Here is an 18,609-nt window from a genome sequence, read left to right as displayed (position 1 = left end):
TGATTATAAACCCATTAGGTATTGAAGAGTGTAAACTGATTGATTATATTGGTTTATCGCCTGTAAGTAGTTAAAGCGGATCTCCGAATAAGTACGTAAACCTTGCAAGTATTCTACATAACCAATTTCACCGTTTTTAAAAGCGATCTGCGACTGCTTCAAAATCAGGTTTACATTGGGTAAAGCACTCTTTTTATAGTATTCTATACTTCTTGCATTTTTTTGCAAATCCTGATATGCCTGTTTATACTGTCCCTCAAGATTGGTTTCAAACAAGCTAAATTGGCTTTTAGCCACTTGCTTCTCTATTTTTGCAGCTTTTATGCGTGATGAAAAAGCTTTAAAGAAAATTGGCAAAGAGATCCCGGCCTGAACGCCTTGAAATCTTTTACTTCCGCTAAAATACTGATCAGTGCCATTCACACTTTGTGTCCCAATAATCGACTGGTTAAAATAGCCAACCGTAAAATCAGGTCCTGAACGGGCCTTTTCTAATCCCAGTGCTTTATCCGCTATAACAATTTGCTGTCTTTGCAAAGCCAGCAATGGATTTGCTGAAATTGCGCTGTCCGTAACGAGGTTTTTATATTCCTCCTGTTTGAATTGATCTTTCGCTATCTCAATAGTCTGCTGAGAGTTGAGTAGTCTTTGCAACTCCGCGGTATAGGCCAAAATGTCTGAGCGGTTCTTGCTCATCTGGTTCAACACCTCATTGTATTGTGTTTCAGCGGTGGTACTTTCCAGCAGGTTAGTCTCACCTGCTTTGTAGCGTAATGATGCGGCCTTTACGAAATTACTGTATACCGAATCCTGGCTTTTATACAGATCCTCTAAGGCCACATAATAAGCCAATTGAGTATACGCACTTTTCACCTGATAAGTCAATTCCTTTTCGGTTATAGCTAAATTTATTTCAGCACTTTTAATCTTTGCATCGTAAAGCCCTCGCTGATTTTTAAATACACCAGGATTGGGAATACTCTGAGAAACACTAAAATTATTATCCTTTCGTATACTGTTAAACTGGCCATACTGGACATCAAAATTAGTTTTCCCCAAATCGGTTGAACTCCCTTTTAAGGCCTGTTGCTGGCTAATTTGTAATTCCGACGATTTTATAGCCTGATTATTCTTTATTGCCAGATCAATAGCCTGATTCATTGTTAAAGGTTCGCCTGGTGTTTGTGCTTTAGCAACAGGGCTAAAAAATATCATACTGGCGATGATAATCGTTGCGGCAGTTGCAGGAACCGGCTTTGTTTTGCCTTTCCAGCTTTCAAAATAAGTATATAACACGGGCAACACAATTAGTGTAAGAATGGTTGAAGTAAGTAGTCCACCAATTACTACTGTGGCAAGTGGTTTTTGTACCTCTGCCCCTGCTGCTGTTGATATAGCCATTGGCAAAAAGCCAAGAGATGCTACGGTTGCCGTCATTAGTACTGGTCTCAATCTAATTTCAGTACCTTTAAGCACAATCTCATTCAGGGTGTACTTCCCCAGCTTTTTAAGCCTGTTAAATTCAGTAATCAACACAATCCCATTCAATACTGCTACCCCAAATAGGGCTATAAATCCGACCCCGGCAGAGATACTAAAAGGCATACCCCTAAGCAGCAATGCAAAAATACCACCGATGGCAGCCATAGGAATAGCCGAAAAAATAAGTAACGATTGTTTAACTGATCCAAAAGAAAAATACAGTAATAACAAAATCAGCAGCAATGCCACCGGAACTGCAACAGATAGTCTTTTTGTTGCCTCTTTCAGGTTTTCAAACTGCCCGCCATAGGTAATAAAATACCCGGCAGGCAATTTGATCTTTTGATTGATTTTTTGCTCGATCTCCGTAACCACACTCTGGATATCCCTTCCGCGTACGTTTAACCCAACTATAATCCTTCGTTTGGTATCCTCACGCTGGATCTGGTTGGGTCCGATCTTAAATTCCACGTCGGCTAGTTGATCTAAGGGAACCTGAATTCCGTTAGGAGCTGTCACATATACATTTTTCACATCATCGATACCCTGACGGTTTTGCTGCGACAAACGCACCACCATATCATATCTCTGCTCCCCTTCATAAACCATTCCGGCCGATTGACCTGCAAAAGCTGTATTTAAAGCCTGGTTAACAGTTCCTACACTTAAACCATATTGGGCAATTCGATCTCGATTGATCTTAACTACAATCTGAGGCAGTCCTTCGGCCTGCTCTAAGTATAAATCTTTCGCACCTTCAACCCCAGAAACTATTTTCCCTATTTGCTGAGAGATAGAAGTAAGTGTTTCCAGATCATCGCCAAAAATCTTAATCCCGATATCCTGCCTTACGCCAGATATCAGCTCGTTAGAGCGCAATTGGATAGGCTGAGAGAAACCAAAGCTTACTCCTGGCACTTCTTTCAATGCATTACTCATTAGCTCTGTTAATTCTTCCCGGGTATTAGCACTGGTCCATTCTTTCTTGTCCTTTAATATGATGGTAAGGTCACATGCCTCCATCGGCATTGGGTCTGTTGGAATTTCAGCAGCGCCTATCTTTCCGATTACCTCTTTTACTTCAGGAAACTTCTTTACCAGAATAGAAGATGCCTGGTTTACTTTATCAATAGTTTGAGACAAGGAACTTCCTGTCAGCAACCTGGTTTCTACTGCAAAATCGCCTTCCTCTAAGTTTGGAATAAATTCTCCACCCATACGTGTAAATACAAATACACTGATCACCAATAATACTATTGCAGAGGCAACAACAATAATTCTTCTGTTAAGTGCTGCTTTGATCATTGGATAATATTTTCGTTGGAAAAAATCCATCATACGATCAGAAAAATTCTTTTTGTGGACCACTTTTTTACTCAACAACAGGGAGGATACCATCGGTACGTAGGTTAGCGACAGAATAAATGCACCAAGAATAGCGAAAGAAACTGTCTGCGCCATTGGCACGAACATTTTACCTTCAACACCTACCAGCGCAAGAATTGGGAGATAAACTATCAGAATAATAATTTGTCCAAAGGCAGCAGCACTCATCATTCTTACCGCAGATTTCTCAACCTGCTCATCCATTTCTACCTGGGTATAAGCCCTCCCAAGTTTGTTGCCCGCCAAAATATGCATAGTGGCTTCCACAATGATTACGGCTCCATCCACAATCAAACCAAAGTCAATTGCACCCAGACTCATCAGGTTTCCCGATACCCCAAAAAGGTTCATTAGCGAAATTGCAAAAAGCATTGCCAGTGGAATCACTGATGCAACGACTAGCCCGGCACGGAAATTACCCAAGAAAAGCACTAACACGAAAATAACAATCAGCGCCCCCTCAATCAGGTTTTTAGCAACAGTTCCCATTGCCCGGTCAACCAATCCACTTCGGTCCAGGAAGGGTTCTATTGTGACACCCTCAGGCAGTGTCTTGCTTATACGCTCAATTTTTGATTTAACTTGTTGAACAACATTCTTCGCATTAGCTCCTTTAAGCATCATTACAATTCCACCAACAGCCTCTCCTTGTGCCGTAGATGTTGCTCGTGTTAATGCGCCATAACGGATAGAGCTGCCAATCTGCACAGTTGCAATGTCTCTTATGGATACAGGGATCCCATTATCATTATTTTTAACAACAATCTTGTTGATGTCATCCAAATTCCCAACCAAGCCTTCACTTCTGATAAAATAGGCATTTGGCTTTTTATCAATATAGGCACCACCTGTATTCTGGTTATTCTGTTCCAGAGCCTCAAAAACATCACTGATGCTTAAGTTAAAGCTTCTTAATTTATCTGGATCTAAGGCAATCTCATATTGCTTTAACAATCCTCCAAAACTGTTAACCTCGGCAATGCCAGGAGTACCCAACAATTGCTTACGAACAATCCAGTCTTGAATAGTCCTCAGTTCACGAGCATTATATTTTTTCTCAAAACCCGGCTTGGCATGTATCACATACTGGTAAATCTCTCCCAAACCCGTCGATATCGGCGATATTTCGGAATTTCCCAGGTTACCTGGGATATTATTCCGGGCCTCTGCAAGTTTCTCATTTACCTGTTGACGGGCCCAGTAAATATCCACTTTATCGTGAAAAACAATGGTAACTACTGATAAACCGAATCTTGAAATGGACCTAACCTGTTCAATTTCGGGTATTGTAGACATGGTCTGTTCAACCGGATAGGATATTAAACGTTCTACCTCCTGGGTGGCAAGAGAAGGACTTAGCGTGATAACCTGAACCTGATTATTAGTGATATCTGGAACGGCATCTATTGGTAATTGTCTGAGGGAATAAACTCCCCAGGCTATCAGTGCCAACGTAAACAAGCCAACAACCAGCTTATTATTGATGGAAAACTGAATAATTTTCTTCAGCATTGAATTAAAATTATGTTAGAAAAAAAACTGATTAAAGCATAGCAAATCCATTCCAGAAGAAACGGACTAAGCCTGATGCATCGGAATTTTAACTAACTAACTTTGGGGGTTGCCAAACAGCGATAGAAGCAGAAGCCACACTCCCGGAATAAAGGTCGGTGTATTTCTTTTCCAGGATGATAGAAATGGTGTGCTGAACTAATTGGTGTTTTACAACGGTTGGGCTGCTGCAACAAGCACAAGCACAGAATGGAGAGCAAGAATCTTTAACGCCGGAGTGTTCATTATTAGAATGGGCCTCAACAGAAATAACCGGATCTGCACCTTCTTTACTGGCATGCACATCTTTACATGGCGTAAAACTCACGACAAGAATGACTAAAGATATGATCCAGCTTGTTATTTTCACAAAAACATTTTTGGCAAATGTATAAAAAATTGTTTCAGGTTTATGGATAAAATGTAACTCTTCCCGTTGTAATATCGTGATTAGCTCCAACTATACTGATCTGATTGTTTTCAAGCATTTCTTTAAGAATCGGACTGCGTTCAGTAATCGATTTAACTGAACGGTTAACATTTATTGCAGATACCTTTTCAACAAACTCTCCATTCTGAGAATTGCGGTTCTCCTTTGTTGTATGCTCATCATCAACTGCGGGTCTAATTTTTGTAAGTAAAGAAGTCAGGTTGCCCATCTCAACATGATCACATGCACCTTTAATTGCCCCGCATCTGGTATGGCCTAACACGACAATAATTTTTGCTCCGGCAAGCTTACAACCAAACTCCATACTTCCTAAAATGTCTTCATTTATAATATTTCCGGCAATTCTGACACTGAAAATATCACCCAAACCTTGGTCAAAAATTAATTCTGCAGATGTGCGACTATCAATACAGCTCAAAATTATGGCAAAAGGATGTTGACCATCTGAAGTTTCATTCGCTTGCTGCAGAAGATTACGGTTAATTTTTAAGTTACTAACAAATCGTTTATTCCCTTCTTCCAATAAATTTAGGGCCATTGCCGGAGTTATGGCTTCCTGATCTTCTTTCGTTAATGTCTTCATACCAATGTTTTTTCGTGGTGCAATGTAAGGAAAAAACAAAAAAATATCGATTATTCACTGTTAAACTGATTTTATTGGCTCAAAGGATCGTCTTTATATTTTTATTTAGATTTATTACAATTAAATGCTTTTACTTACTTTCGGCAAAAAATAAATACAATGATTAAAAATTTACTAGTGCCGCTCTCTTTTCTGCTGATTTTCTTTTCTCAAACCCACGGGCAGAACATTAAAATTCACGGCTTAGTTACCGATAAAAACTCTGGAATCCCATTTGTAACCATCGAAGCAAATAAATCGTTAAAAACCCAAACCGATACTAAGGGGCATTTTACATTATTTGTAGACGCCGGAAAACCTGTAGTATTAAAAACATTAGCAGTAGGATATAAAAGTTTAAATATAGAACTAGGGGCTTTACAACGTGATACAACCTTAAACTGGGTTTTGGAACAAGAAAATAACACATTGGAAAATGTAATAATATCTGCAACCCGTAAACCAGAAAATATACGTAACATAGCTGCATCAGTAAGCATTGTTTCAAAAAAGAAGCTCGAATCTGAAATGACTATTAACCCTGATTTAAGTACAATACTCGCAAATCAGGTTCCTGGATTTGCCCCAACCGCGCAAACAGGAAATAACGTAGGGCAAAACCTTCGTGGACGGCCTATGCTGGTTATGGTAGATGGGGTAAGCCAATCTTCGCCATTAAGAAATGCAGAGGTAGACCTCCGCTCTATCGATCCTTCTGTTTTGCAACGAATAGAAGTTGTAAAAGGTGCCACAGCAATTTATGGAAACGGAGCAGCAGGCGGATTAATTAACTATATTACACTTATACCAGATACTGCTGCAAAATTTGCCGGAAAAACATCTGTAAACTTAAATGGATCACTAATTAACCCAAAAAACTCTGGCGGCGGGCGCATCAATCAAATGTTTTACGGCAAGGTCGGAAAAATAGATTACGTTGCTAGTGGAACTTATGAACAAACCGGTGAATATAAAGATGCTAAAGGCGATGTAGTTGGACCAAACTATAGTTTAGGAGAGACTGACAGCTACAATGCATTTTTCAAAATTGGCTACCAGCCAACTAAAAACCAACGTTTACAACTTATGTATAATATGTACAGCAGTCTGCAAAACAGTAATTTCACCTTAGTAAATGGTAATCTTGCTACTGGCCAAAAGGCTACAGGAATTTTAGGTAAGCCATTAGGTATACCAACCGGAGTTGATTACAATCACAACATTCACCTATCTTATAAAATAGATAGTATATTATTGAACACCAGTTTAACTTTTGATACTTACTTTGAAAAACGCAAAGATGTATTTTATGTTTCATTAGGCCGCTTTGATGGTGGCGATGGACAATCACTAGCTACAAATGATAAAAAAGGTGCCCGCATATTTTTAGAAACCCCTGTTCTGCAAACTTCAGCTTTAAAGGCAACATTAGCTTATGGTGCAGATTTTTTAAAGGATAAAACGGCACAGCCTTTAGTTGATGGCCGAACCTGGGTACCCGAAATGGATATGACCAACCTTGCTCCGTTCGCACAAGCAAGTATAACAACATTAAAAGACCTGATATTTACCACCGGATTACGTTTGGAACACGTAAATATTAATGTAAATGACTACAAAACCTTGCGCACCACAAATGCTACAGGAGGAACATTAACTCCGTCATTTGATGTTACCGGAGGTAAATTAAAGTACAAGACTTATCTATATAATGCCGCATTAAAGTACAATCATTTTGAATTGTTCAGCCCCTTTATCAGCTTCTCACAAGGTTTTTCAGTAATGGACATTGGCCTTGCATTGCGTGAAGCTAAAGTGAACAGCATTGACAAGATTAACACTGATGCAGTAAAAGTAAATAATTATGAGGCAGGCTTTCAAAGCACTTATCAGAACCTAACTTTTCTTGCCTCTGTATACAAAAGCACATCTAAACTCGGTATTGAAGTTGTGTACGATGCAGCCACAGGATTATTTAACACCGCTAGAAGCCCGGAAGAGATATACGGATTTGAACTCGCCGCCAATTATAAAATGATGCCTTCATTAGAATTTGGTGCCAGCTATAGTTATACTGAAGGTAAACGTGACATTGATAACAATGGCAAATTTGATGACGGTGTAGATAAATATATGAATGGCCGCCGAATTTCAGCTCCCAAAATTACCGGAACCGTTACTTATAGCCCTTTATCCGTATTAGACCTGACTCTTAATTACACTGGAATAGGATCGCGCAATCGCTTTGAAAAAAACTCGGCCGGTGTTTACAACGGTAATGAAGGAGCAGTTAAGGCCTACAACCTTTTCAGTTTTGCAGGTAGCTACAGAGCTAATAAAAACACCAACATTACATTAGGTGTGGAAAATCTATTTAATCAGGACTATTTTCCAGCCAGGGCACAATGGTTTATGCAGCCAGGTTTTTATTCGAAAGGCAGAGGAACATCAATTAATCTGGGATTATCTGTAAGCTACTAGGTAAATACCAGAATTTAAGATATAAGAAACAATTGGGGGGCATCTAGCAAATAGATGGCCCCTAATTGTTCTTCCTCAATTCTCGTCCTTCTCTAAAAGCATTTTAAATCCACCAGCAAATTGCGCCAACTTCTGAATTATACCTGGATCCAATAATTGGCCCTGACTGTCAAATTTGCTTTTAATTCCATTTATTAATAATTGGGCATCTTCATTCATCTTTGCTCCAAGGGTATTTAAGATCAACTTTAGTTGCTCATGCCCCTGCACCCCATTAGCCGAAGCAGTTATAATACCCACTGGCTTATCCATAAATATGGTGGTTGCCACACACCACTCCAGTAAATTTTTAAGCCTTGCTGGTATACTAAAGATGTATTCAGGAGTGCAGAATACCACTCCTTTTGCTATTTCTATTTTAGAAAGAATGTCAGCAATCTCAACCGGAACAGGATCAATCATTGCAGGATCAAAATGTGGCAGGGTATGCAAATCCTCTAGAATCATGAAATCATAATCTTCAGCAGTTTGCCTGCAAAAAACATCCATCAGGTTTTTATTAGACGACCCAATACTTGCACTCCCGATTATCACTAGTACCATTACTTTATTTTCTCTTATAACCGATAAGATCAAAGCTAATTAAAAGCTGGTACTTTCCTTTCAGTTTTCATTTGATATAATAACCAATCATATTTTTAAGTTAATCTGGCAAAACAAAATTGCTAAATTTGGCCTGGCATGAGTATCAATGCTTATAAAAGCAGAACATTTAATAACATACAAATAAAAAATTAAAACAAATGGAAGAGAACGATTTTGTTTCGATATGGTTAGAAGAAAGTGGGAACCCGGCAATTGAGGAATTAACTAAGGTGAACGGAGAGGTTGCCGATAAAACAGCAAAGTTCTTATTAGAAAAAGGACTCACTTCAGTTGATCTTTCCGCTATACTTGACATCAATCACGACGAAATTGCCAGATGGATGAATGGCAGGCATGCATTTAGTATAAAAAAACTAAAAGAGATGACAAATATGATGGCAGATCATAATATGAAACAACAAGACATCTTCTAAAATTGTTGGCACTTTTATAAGTAAAAAAGAGAATATCTGATTCATTAATGAATCAGATATTATTTGTAAATTTAAGTACTTAATTTTAACTGCCGATTTCATAAATTTCTGCCAATCAACCACCTTAAATCCTAGAAGGTATTTGAACCATCAACACTACATTACTATCATTAAAATTGGAGACCAGAGACCATTATAAACGGGGCGCTACCGAAAAGCCAAACGAGTAGGAATAATACAGTTAAATATTTCAATATGCCTAAATATGTAATTGAACGGGAAATTCCCGGGGCTGGAAAATTAACCACAGACCAATTGAAAGCCATTTCGCAAACCTCTTGTGGAGTACTAAACAAGATGGGACCGCAAATACAATGGGTAAACAGTTATGTAACCGATGATAAAATCTATTGTATTTACAATGCACCAAATGAAGAAATGATTAAAGAACACGCTGAGAAGGGTGGATTCCCGGCAAACTCTATAAACAAAGTTTCTACAGTTATAGATCCAATAACTGCTGAATAACAAAAAAAACAAAAAGGCTGTAATTTATACAGCCTTTTTGTTAATAAATCCCCCAAAATCCAAAATTATTACCGAGGTTAAACGCTTTACTATGAAACTATTAATAAAAACAACATGCTATTTACTAATTCTAACTTTCCATTTCGGATGTAAAAAAAATACACCGAAAGAAAATTACGATAAAAATACAACTGCATGTGGGGTTAAAGACCCTATCCAGAACCTTCCATGGCTTAACGCTGAATTCAAATTGTTAGCAGGTGGACCTACTGTTAATGGAATTATTTTATACAAATATGAGGGTAATGAAGTTATTGAAATACAAAATTCTTTATTTAGCTCCACTAATCAACATCAATATCTTTGTGATGGGACTAAACTCAATATAGGTGAAACACCAGCCTTTACTAAATTTAAAGAGGAACGTAAATTAATTGTCGTTTTGTACGGAACAAATATTTGGAAGTAAATAAACCATAACTTTTCCTTTGCATTCGCACTTTTATTCTCATGACACCCAATACATCAAAATACCTATCCGAAGTCATAAACAGACTAATCGAGAAAAAACCTTATGATAAAGTATCCGGGCATAAAAATCTTAAAAGCTATATCGGCACAAAATATGAAATTATTGGACTGACAGTACCCATGCAACGTTCAATATTTAAAACTGGCTATACCTTTAGTACATTATCGGTTCAGGATCAGCTTCCGCTTTGGGATGCTATTTGGAAAAGCACTGATCTTTATGAAGTTCTAAGTCAATGCATCTACTTTATTGAAAAAAATTGGCAGAAGCTAGACGTGAAAGAAGTTTGGATAACCATAAAATCTTGGGTAAAAAAGATAGACAACTGGGCCCATTCCGATGGATTATCTGACATCTATGCACATTTAATGGAAAAGATGCCAGAGGAAATATACAGCCAGTATCAAAGTTGGAACAAATCAGACAACCCTTGGGAACGGAGACAATCATTGGTAGGGATGCTCCTTTACAGTAAAAAGCGTAAGACCCTCCTACCTGCGATTAAGTTATTGAATATGGTTGAGCCCCTGATTCAAGATAAAGATTACTTTGTTCAAAAAGGTCTGGGATGGGCACTTAGAGAAATTGGAAATATTTATCCTGAAGAAACTATGGCTTTTTTGCATAAAAACTGCATAAATCTTCATCCCGTGGCATTTACTACTGCAATAGAAAAAATTAACCCTGAACTTAAAAACACCTTAAAACTTCAACGAAAAGAAAAAAGAAGTTTGCCTAAAATTTAAGGGCTTTTCTCTCCATTTATTGTAAACTATTTACAAAAGCCTGTCATCATTTTTATGAGACAGGCTTTCCAAATTTTTTATGTTATTATACTAATCAATTTCCGGCACCAACTGTGGGAAATAGTTTAGTTACGTCTCTAAAATCACTACCTGTATTACTATACCAATCAGTATAGAGTGATCCACCACTAGTTGCCCAATTGGAAAACTTCAAATACGAGTCTAAAATGCCGATTTTCTCATATGGATACCGGAACGTTGCAACGGGGATTTCAATACCCCAAGGCAGTTTGCTTTTAGTACTATAATAAGCTCCCTTTAAGGAATTATCAGCACTTGTACCAAACAAAGATTTGTTGACAAGTTTCGTTGGATTCTTTCCATATAAGTGGGTTTCATAACCTCTAATTGCATCCTTTGTACCGTTAAAAATAAAGGGGTTAAATGCACTTACACCCAAGGCTGGGAAATTTGGCCCATTGGTTAAGTCAAAACTAAAAGTAAAGGTTTTAATTGGCGAAAGTGACTGATTAGGCATAGTATTCCATAATACTTGCTGATCCCGCGCATTATTAAACAAAATTACAACTAAGCTATCTTGACCATCTTCTGGACTTACCCCATCTGATGCCTTGAAGTTCGTTGCCATGCCTTTTGGCAAGGGAAACTGCACACCTGCTCCGTTTTTATAACTAGCCCCACTTGCAATTAAATTCCATTTTCCCTCAATCCGTACGGCAACATTTTTTGCGTTCGTAACAACCAAATGCTTATAGGTTAAAACAACATCATTCAAATCATAATCTCCAAGCAATGGCCAGCTATCTTCGAAAGCAATAGTTGATCCTCCATTATGATAATTAACAGAAAAATTATTGAATGCCTTCGTTTTGTCGTTTGGATAATCATCCTCTTCATCAATGATACCGTCTCCGTCTGTGTCAGGCTTTAGCTCCACGGGTGCAACGCCATTGCCAATTGTATTGCAATCATCTTTAACGATATATGCACCACAACCTTTAATAGCACCATCACTAAAGTGCTTTTTATTATTTTGATTTACTTCCAGATCTCTTGTACCGCAATATTGTAAAGCACCTTTGAAATAACCACTATTATTTACAACATTATCACCAACAGTGCCTGTCGTTTTAAATAAAGACACTGCCGGGCCCCGACCATAAACCACACCATTCATATTAGACATATTAAGCGTTTGATGCATTGCACCATCAATCAGGTTAATCGTGCCCCCGCTATTTACATAAGTGTCGCCTTTAACAAGAACAAGCTTATAGTTATTGAACGTACTAGTGTTAACTGTTAGAACGTTATTCACAGTAAAACTGCAATAATTGTCAAGTTTACTGCCACTATTAAATGTAGCACTATTAAAAGTGATGTTGCCTGTATTGGTTATTACACCATTGATACCAGGATTCTGGGCTTGAATAACCATCGCGGAACGATTTGTAAGTTCTGAACCAGAATTTAAGTTAAAGTTGCTCCCCGAAAACGTTGCCTCTCCGTTATTAATCAAGCTTCCATTGCTGGAAAGATTCCCTGCAAGAAGCTTACCGCTGTTGGAGAAAATTTCGCCACTTTTAATATTTAAATCCCTATTGAATTTAACTGTAGTTTCTTTGGAAATAAATACCTTTATACCTGTGTGATTAAAGTTATCACCAAAAGTTATCGTTTTTCCAGGTGCATTTATCTTTAGCGTACCTCCGTTATTCGCTTCAACATTAATAGTAAGGTCAACCGTTGAAGTAAAACAATAGACATCTGTGCTGGTGTTGAGTTTGATGGTTGAAGCAGATGTTTTAATTCCGCATTCAGGTTCAACTTCCGTACTCATCAAAGACTTGTCTGCCGTCAGCAAACTTAAATTATTATACTTGTTCACGGAACTTAGGGCAGCAGATACTTTTGTTGAGGTTAAAGTTAGCTTTTCCATAACAGAAGACCCATCTGGTGAAGTCTTCACAACATAGGCTTCATTAATTGTTGAGGGAATAGACAGGGTCGCAATGAACGGATCAGCATATGTTGCAGATCCTTTTGCGATTGCAATCGGATTGGTTGCCGGATCGGCAAGGTAAATTGCTACAATATGACTTTTGTTTTGAAACCGCGTGTCGGTAATACTAATGTTGAAATTAACATCTCTGGTGCTCTGCCAAGTGAAACCGGCAGGTATCACCAAATCGGTTAATTTTGTAATGACAGGTTCCTTTTTAGTGTTGTCTTTCGAACATGATGCGGCTAAAATGGTAAGTCCTAAGCTAAGGATGAGTAGTTTTTTATTCATAGAATCTATTAAATAGTTCAGCAAAAAAATTGACTTTGAGTTACTTAAACGCAAAAATAAGTTAAAATTGTGATTGTTTATTAAAGTTGAGAAAAAATGAGATGGTCTCATTTTGGTTTCCCCTTTTATTGATATTATTTGATATGCCCTTGAACAAAAAAGGCCTTAAATCATAGATTTAAGGCCTTTCAACTAGAACTGTTAGTTCTAGTTGTCGTCCTGTCGGGACAATTTTCGAACTATTTTCTGGAAGATCTAAGGAAATTGGTCTCCGAAAATGATGATTATTTACTTTTTTAAAACTTCATTTTTGAATGAAATATAATACATTAAAGCTTAAAATAGATACTAATGAATGATTTTTCATTCATAACGAAAGCAGGTTACAGTAATATACTCAAATCTCACTAACAATTTCCTTCATTTAGCCCATTTAAGCATTTGTCAAATTAAATAGTCATACTATCGTTTTACTTTTTAAGCTCCAAAGTAAGGCTATAGTATGACATAATTTCTTAGTTTATGCCTTATCTAATTTTAGATATCATAAAACTTCAACTGAATACCTTCAGCTGTTTTCCATTCCAAAGGACCGCTTGCTGATCTGGCAAGTGTCGCAGCGGCAGCCCGAGATGGTGATGTGAATACATAATCTTTTGTAAGCAGATAAAATGCTCCTTCAGTTTTCAAAGTTCCATCACTTAGCATTTTTTGCCTTTCAACATGAATACCATCAGCTAAAGAAGGTTGTTCTTGGATCATAAACAAGGAATCTTTATAAACAATAAAGCCTTCTGTAGATGGGCTTCCTTTGCTATCAGCTCCTGCTCCATTTCGACAATAAAATAGTTGATTTTGTACTTCTTTATCTTCAATAGTTTCATCCAAAGCTTCAAACAACTTGTGTCCTAAAGTGGCTGTAAGGACTTTTATATGTGCCAAAAATTCTTCTAACTCTGCCTGCTCCGCTTCTGATAATTCAGATCGGGTTGGGATATTTTGATTGATGGAATATCTGCTGGCTTTTATGGCCAATTCATGTAACCTATTCTCCAAATATTTCACACTGGCTTTGTTCAAGTATTTGTCTTTACTGCCAAAAAAGATAACTTCATTCCAAAAATCTTTTTCGGAAATTTGTTGAAACAAACGATTGGCAATCACCTCGGCTTCACCAATATAAGCAGCATCTTCGTTATTTTCTCCCTTACCTATCAGAATATAAACACCAGGCTTTTGAAACTCGGGACGGTTACTATATTCTTTGATTTTGATACGAGGTACTTTAACGCCTATTCCCGTCCAGTTACTGAGTTCTGCAGTTGTAAGGCCATTAGTGGTTCCGTCTACTAAAAATAATCGTATGGTTTTTCCGAAGATGTTCATCATGTTAGCAAGTATATTATAATTGTATTATTCCTAATTCTTTTAAGATATCATATTTAAACTTGCTAAAAGGGCGCTTATGAAAATCAGAAGAATCTAATTCTACACCGAATACTAGTCTATATATTTCATTATCTGTAAGATTTGCGTCAGGAAAGGACTCTTTAAGGTTTTTAAGATAATTTTCTGAATAAGTTTGTTTAATAGTCAATAAATCTTTAAGCTCAGGTTGATGCGAATTATACATTTCCTCTATATAAAAATCTTTAAGTGTCCTATTTATTCTACCTTCCAAATCAGGATCATTATTGACTCCCGTTAATTCTACTTTTAATGAATCAATAGAAGCTATATGCGTATAACTAAACATTACTGAATCAAGAATGTCATCTTCATATGGATGAATATACTCTGACAAACTAAATTGCTTCCTTCCCTTTACTGAGCTGTTGCAAATAGAACAACTAGGAATTAAATTATAAAACGATAAAGCTAACAATGGGTATTTCTCTTGTGGGAACCAGTGGTCAAATTGAGGACGAATAAGCTTCCCTATTTTCCCATTAACTTCTGTCTTAAATTGAGAAACAATGAAGCTTCTATTGCAATAGACACAAGAACGGATATTTAAATAAGTTGCAAGGTGGTATGCGCTATAATAGCTTGTTGGTTCATTGGCAACAAACCATCCTTTATATGCAATAATGTTATTCAAAGTTAAAATCGTACCCTTTATTAAAGACTTAAAAGTCTTTTCATCTTCTTTTAACTTTTTATCATCTTTATTAATAATATCAAACCAATCTTGGTATTGAAAACCAGGATAAATGTGGTTCCAAAATTCTTCATCAATAGATTGTATATCAGCAGGAGAACCACAAATTAACATTTCCAGAAAGATATCATCATTTAAAAATGAAAGAACTTTTTCAGGAATATTTTTTATGGATTCAATTTTCCCACTACAAATACTACACTTAGAATTTCCACAAGATCTACTTACTCCCAAATGATCTTTAGCATCTATTTTTTTCCATATCAAACATTTTACATTTTTAAAATGTTCTTCCATAGCGAATCTAATATCAGGCTTTGTTTTATCTAAATACAGCATACTCCTATCCCTTTATTACAGTATAATTAAGCTTTTTAGCGAGTTCTAAGAATTCCTGTTCTTTAACTTTTTCATCAGATACTGGAAAAGCCTCATTGTACATTGCTAATAATTTATGCCTTAATATCGGTTCCCCGATTACTTTTATAGTAGAGATACAATCATTCAGGTTTAGATGAAATTTTCTGGAAATAAGTTTTTCTAAACTTTCGACTGTCAATTCTTCATGGCTTATGTAATCACTATCGTTATTCTCATTAGGCAGCTCGGGAAGAAAGATATGAATTTCAGATTCTAACTTTTTTCTTTGGTCTCTCAATTGATTGTTTGCTTGCTCTGAATCACCAGCTTTCTGATTTAGCTGCTTCAACTTAGAAACAAGTTTGTGTATAGTAAGAAACCGTATTATCTCGTTAATTTTATTTTTTGAAAACTCTCCCATAAAACCATTCTCAAGGAAGAAATCATTTGCCAGTAAGTCGTGAATATTAGCTCCAAAAGTTTGCTCTCCACTATCGATTGGAATGGCTCTTTTTGTTTCACTATCAATGTCCAATCTTAGGATATTGGAAGATGGAATATCTGATAGAATAAAAGGTGAGTGGGTAATAAATAGAATGTTGATATTGTGAATATTATCATCTAACTGAAGAGTTGAAATTCTGTACAACAAATTACTTATATATGTTCTTTGCATTTCGGGATGAAAGTACAATTCAACCTCGTCGAATACTATGTTAATGTTATTATATTTGAACGTATCCTTTTCATACATAACTGAGGCAATATTGTATATATGATAGGCAATGGTATTAATGGAAAACACCTGTTGTTTTTCGCCCGAGCTCAGTTCGTTAAAAGTGCCACCGTGATTAAAAACTATATTAGTTTTAAAGAATGCAGGTGGTACAAGTTCTATCGTACGTAAATTTGTTTCTTCCTTAATTTCTCTGATTTTTCTCGATAAAAACAAAATTTCATCATCTTTTCCCGGGTTATAAATACCATATTTCAAATAATTAACGGCCTGTCTTAATTTAAACGTAATGTGGCTGGTTTCTTCAGATAGTTTACTAAGATATAATTGAAGTTGAGTTTTGTCGGAAGAAATCCAATGAGGCAAATTTTTGAATTTCTTGAATTTAGGATATTTATTCGCTATCTCTACTATTTTAAGATAAACATACTCCTTAGCTTGTTTTAAAAAATCTGATTCTAAATTTATCTCAAAGCCTATATTATTAATTACCTTATTAATATGTTTTTGATGCAATTGCTTATATAACTGTCTATATTTCTTTTTTTTACGACTTATTTTTTCTTCATCATACTCAAGTATAAATCTAACAGGGACTGAATCTGAAACTAGCTCAGGTATTTTATTAAGTTCAAAATTAATTAGGTCGGGTTCCAAGATATTGGATAACATTCTTGATTTTGCCAATCCTTCTTCATTATTTACATCGATATTACCATTATTCCTGAGGGGGTTTAAAACAATAGGTGTCTGATAACTATCATTTTTGTGAAATAGGGGATATATCCAATTGCCTAAAACATTTGTGTTAAGTGCATAGAGAGAATAATTCACTACAATAGAATAGCAGAAACTTTCAATATCAAATGTTTCAAAAATGCCTTTTCCTTCGTTCTTTTTAGTCGTTATATTGTAGGTGTTATCATCATCCCTAAGCTCATATTCGAAAACTTCTATAGAGTCTCCAACAGAAATTTTATACAGTTTATCTAATCTGACAAAAAGATCAGCAAAAACCTCTTCGTTGATAAGCTTTTCTGTAGACTTTATCTTTTTTAAAAAGGCAATTTTATTGATTACTAGATACAAAAAATCTGCTATTGTGCTTTTACCCGATCCATTTTTCCCAACTATTGCAGAAACTGAAATATTTAAATCTCCAATACTATATAGATTTAGATCTTCATCTGGTTTATATACAATTTCATCGTCACTTTCTTTATTAAATCGATACGAATGGTAAAATTGATAAAGCTCTCCTTCGGTAAGATTTTTTAAATGTTTTTGTTTCGAATTTTCTCCTTGAATATTTTTTCTCGGACGCAAAGCAATAATCTGAAATCCTTTTATACGCTCTCTTTGTTTACGTTTTGCAATTGTTTCTAAAGCTTCAACTGCGGAAGCTGGTTCTATTTTCGAAATAATTGATATTGTACTACCACTTAAAATTTCTCCCGTATACGAACTATTAGAATATAGATAGGCATCTCTAACGATATTTCTAAAAGCATCCTCATTATTATATTGTTCCCCATTAAAAGTTAGCTTTTGCGTACACAATTCAAAATATTCTTTATATGTACGCGGCCTACTATCTATAATATTAAAAGATTTAAGAAAATCAACAGTGTTTCGATCCAGTGGCAGGAACTCATACGAATTGATCCAATACAAAAACATGGTAAAAGATGCGATATCAATCCCCCTCAAATCTTTCAATGATAAAAAATGTTTTTGCTTTAATCCCTTTATACCATTTTCCATGATCTCGTCGAACATGGTCCATATTTGATTCTGAGCTTGCCAACCCCTATATTGAATGATCTGGGTAATGATTGGAGAAGGACAGCCATCAAATGAAGTACTATCGTCTACACGTTTGTCAGATTGAAACTCTTCTAAAAGTGAATTAATAACATTAATTCGTCTATCTCCAATTTTGGGATAATTAAATGTAGCAAATATCTGTATAGGATCTAAACCCCATTCAGATATTCTGGATAGTCGATCACGAAATAAGCGTCCTTCATTTATCTCCGAAAATCTTGTTTCTTTGAGTCTGTTATAAAGCTCTTTTGCAGGATTCTCTTGACTTTCTTTATATGTCTTAAATAATAACTCAGCGATTAACCTATAAGCCTCGTACCAGTTGTTTAAAATGGGGCTATCTACCATAATTT

At 36.2% G+C, this 18,609-nt stretch carries 13 protein-coding genes; 5 read left to right on the top strand and 8 right to left on the bottom strand.

Annotation, left to right across the window (positions count from 1 at the left end; translation table 11 throughout):
* Positions 1 to 3 precede the first annotated feature (3 nt).
* From CPT03_RS04240 to CPT03_RS04235, 3 genes are all read right to left on the bottom strand, one after another.
* On the bottom strand, positions 4 to 4,380 hold the full coding sequence (locus tag CPT03_RS04240) for a CusA/CzcA family heavy metal efflux RND transporter (RefSeq protein WP_099437676.1): 4,377 nt from the start codon (positions 4,378 to 4,380) through the stop codon (positions 4 to 6).
* An 88-nt stretch (positions 4,381 to 4,468) separates the two neighbouring features.
* Complete coding sequence (locus CPT03_RS22750) at positions 4,469 to 4,747, bottom strand: hypothetical protein (RefSeq protein ID WP_157766350.1); 279 nt, start codon at positions 4,745 to 4,747, stop codon at positions 4,469 to 4,471.
* An 82-nt stretch (positions 4,748 to 4,829) separates the two neighbouring features.
* A complete protein-coding gene (locus CPT03_RS04235; protein ID WP_099437675.1) occupies positions 4,830 to 5,453 on the bottom strand; it encodes a carbonic anhydrase family protein in 624 nt (207 codons plus the stop codon).
* 159 nt (positions 5,454 to 5,612) lie between these two features.
* Between CPT03_RS04235 and CPT03_RS04230 the strand changes: the two genes are divergently transcribed.
* Complete coding sequence (locus CPT03_RS04230) at positions 5,613 to 7,973, top strand: TonB-dependent receptor (RefSeq protein WP_099437674.1); 2,361 nt, start codon at positions 5,613 to 5,615, stop codon at positions 7,971 to 7,973.
* Positions 7,974 to 8,048: 75 nt separating this feature from the next.
* Here the strand turns inward: CPT03_RS04230 and CPT03_RS04225 are convergent, their stop codons facing one another.
* Positions 8,049 to 8,576, bottom strand: coding sequence for an NADPH-dependent FMN reductase (locus tag CPT03_RS04225; RefSeq protein WP_099437673.1), 528 nt, complete (start codon positions 8,574 to 8,576; stop codon positions 8,049 to 8,051).
* A gap of 200 nt (positions 8,577 to 8,776) precedes the next feature.
* On the opposite strand from CPT03_RS04225, the gene CPT03_RS04220 reads away from it, so the two are divergent.
* From CPT03_RS04220 to CPT03_RS04205, 4 genes are all read left to right on the top strand, one after another.
* On the top strand, positions 8,777 to 9,052 hold the full coding sequence (locus CPT03_RS04220; RefSeq protein ID WP_099437672.1) for a helix-turn-helix domain-containing protein: 276 nt from the start codon (positions 8,777 to 8,779) through the stop codon (positions 9,050 to 9,052).
* Between the two features lie 255 nt (positions 9,053 to 9,307).
* A complete protein-coding gene (locus CPT03_RS04215) occupies positions 9,308 to 9,580 on the top strand; it encodes a DUF4242 domain-containing protein (protein ID WP_099437671.1) in 273 nt (90 codons plus the stop codon).
* A gap of 91 nt (positions 9,581 to 9,671) precedes the next feature.
* Positions 9,672 to 10,049: a hypothetical protein gene (locus CPT03_RS04210; protein WP_099437670.1), complete on the top strand. Its 378-nt coding sequence runs from the start codon at positions 9,672 to 9,674 to the stop codon at positions 10,047 to 10,049.
* A 41-nt stretch (positions 10,050 to 10,090) separates the two neighbouring features.
* Positions 10,091 to 10,858 carry a DNA alkylation repair protein gene (locus CPT03_RS04205; RefSeq protein WP_099437669.1) on the top strand — a complete coding sequence of 256 codons (768 nt, stop codon included), beginning with the start codon at positions 10,091 to 10,093 and terminating at the stop codon, positions 10,856 to 10,858.
* 94 nt (positions 10,859 to 10,952) lie between these two features.
* Here the strand turns inward: CPT03_RS04205 and CPT03_RS04200 are convergent, their stop codons facing one another.
* From CPT03_RS04200 to CPT03_RS04185, 4 genes are all read right to left on the bottom strand, one after another.
* On the bottom strand, positions 10,953 to 13,172 hold the full coding sequence (locus tag CPT03_RS04200; RefSeq protein ID WP_157766349.1) for an LruC domain-containing protein: 2,220 nt from the start codon (positions 13,170 to 13,172) through the stop codon (positions 10,953 to 10,955).
* 537 nt (positions 13,173 to 13,709) lie between these two features.
* Entirely contained in the window at positions 13,710 to 14,561 is an 852-nt protein-coding gene (locus tag CPT03_RS04195) for a GIY-YIG nuclease family protein (RefSeq protein WP_245869969.1), read from the bottom strand.
* Between the two features lie 13 nt (positions 14,562 to 14,574).
* Positions 14,575 to 15,672 (bottom strand): hypothetical protein, encoded by a 1,098-nt coding sequence (locus CPT03_RS04190; protein ID WP_099437667.1) that lies wholly within the window; start codon positions 15,670 to 15,672, stop codon positions 14,575 to 14,577.
* A 4-nt stretch (positions 15,673 to 15,676) separates the two neighbouring features.
* Positions 15,677 to 18,604 carry an ATP-binding protein gene (locus CPT03_RS04185; protein ID WP_099437666.1) on the bottom strand — a complete coding sequence of 976 codons (2,928 nt, stop codon included), beginning with the start codon at positions 18,602 to 18,604 and terminating at the stop codon, positions 15,677 to 15,679.
* Between the last annotated feature and the right edge of the window lie 5 nt (positions 18,605 to 18,609).

It is taken from the genome of Pedobacter ginsengisoli (assembly GCF_002736205.1).
Classification (GTDB): Bacteria; Bacteroidota; Bacteroidia; order Sphingobacteriales; family Sphingobacteriaceae; genus Pedobacter; species Pedobacter ginsengisoli_A.
This window is presented reverse-complemented; position numbering and strand designations above follow the sequence as displayed.

What these genes read in the sequence shown, in the direction of transcription:
- CPT03_RS04240 (WP_099437676.1), bottom strand. Translation starts at nt 4,380, where the DNA reads ATGCTGAAGAAAATTATTCAGTTTTCCATCAATAATAAGCTGGTTGTT.
- CPT03_RS04235 (WP_099437675.1), bottom strand. Translation starts at nt 5,453, where the DNA reads ATGAAGACATTAACGAAAGAAGATCAGGAAGCCATAACTCCGGCAATG.
- CPT03_RS04230 (WP_099437674.1), top strand. Translation starts at nt 5,613, where the DNA reads ATGATTAAAAATTTACTAGTGCCGCTCTCTTTTCTGCTGATTTTCTTT.
- CPT03_RS04225 (WP_099437673.1), bottom strand. Translation starts at nt 8,576, where the DNA reads ATGGTACTAGTGATAATCGGGAGTGCAAGTATTGGGTCGTCTAATAAA.
- CPT03_RS04220 (WP_099437672.1), top strand. Translation starts at nt 8,777, where the DNA reads ATGGAAGAGAACGATTTTGTTTCGATATGGTTAGAAGAAAGTGGGAAC.
- CPT03_RS04215 (WP_099437671.1), top strand. Translation starts at nt 9,308, where the DNA reads ATGCCTAAATATGTAATTGAACGGGAAATTCCCGGGGCTGGAAAATTA.
- CPT03_RS04210 (WP_099437670.1), top strand. Translation starts at nt 9,672, where the DNA reads ATGAAACTATTAATAAAAACAACATGCTATTTACTAATTCTAACTTTC.
- CPT03_RS04205 (WP_099437669.1), top strand. Translation starts at nt 10,091, where the DNA reads ATGACACCCAATACATCAAAATACCTATCCGAAGTCATAAACAGACTA.
- CPT03_RS04200 (WP_157766349.1), bottom strand. Translation starts at nt 13,172, where the DNA reads ATGAATAAAAAACTACTCATCCTTAGCTTAGGACTTACCATTTTAGCC.
- CPT03_RS04195 (WP_245869969.1), bottom strand. Translation starts at nt 14,561, where the DNA reads ATGATGAACATCTTCGGAAAAACCATACGATTATTTTTAGTAGACGGA.
- CPT03_RS04190 (WP_099437667.1), bottom strand. Translation starts at nt 15,672, where the DNA reads ATGCTGTATTTAGATAAAACAAAGCCTGATATTAGATTCGCTATGGAA.
- CPT03_RS04185 (WP_099437666.1), bottom strand. Translation starts at nt 18,604, where the DNA reads ATGGTAGATAGCCCCATTTTAAACAACTGGTACGAGGCTTATAGGTTA.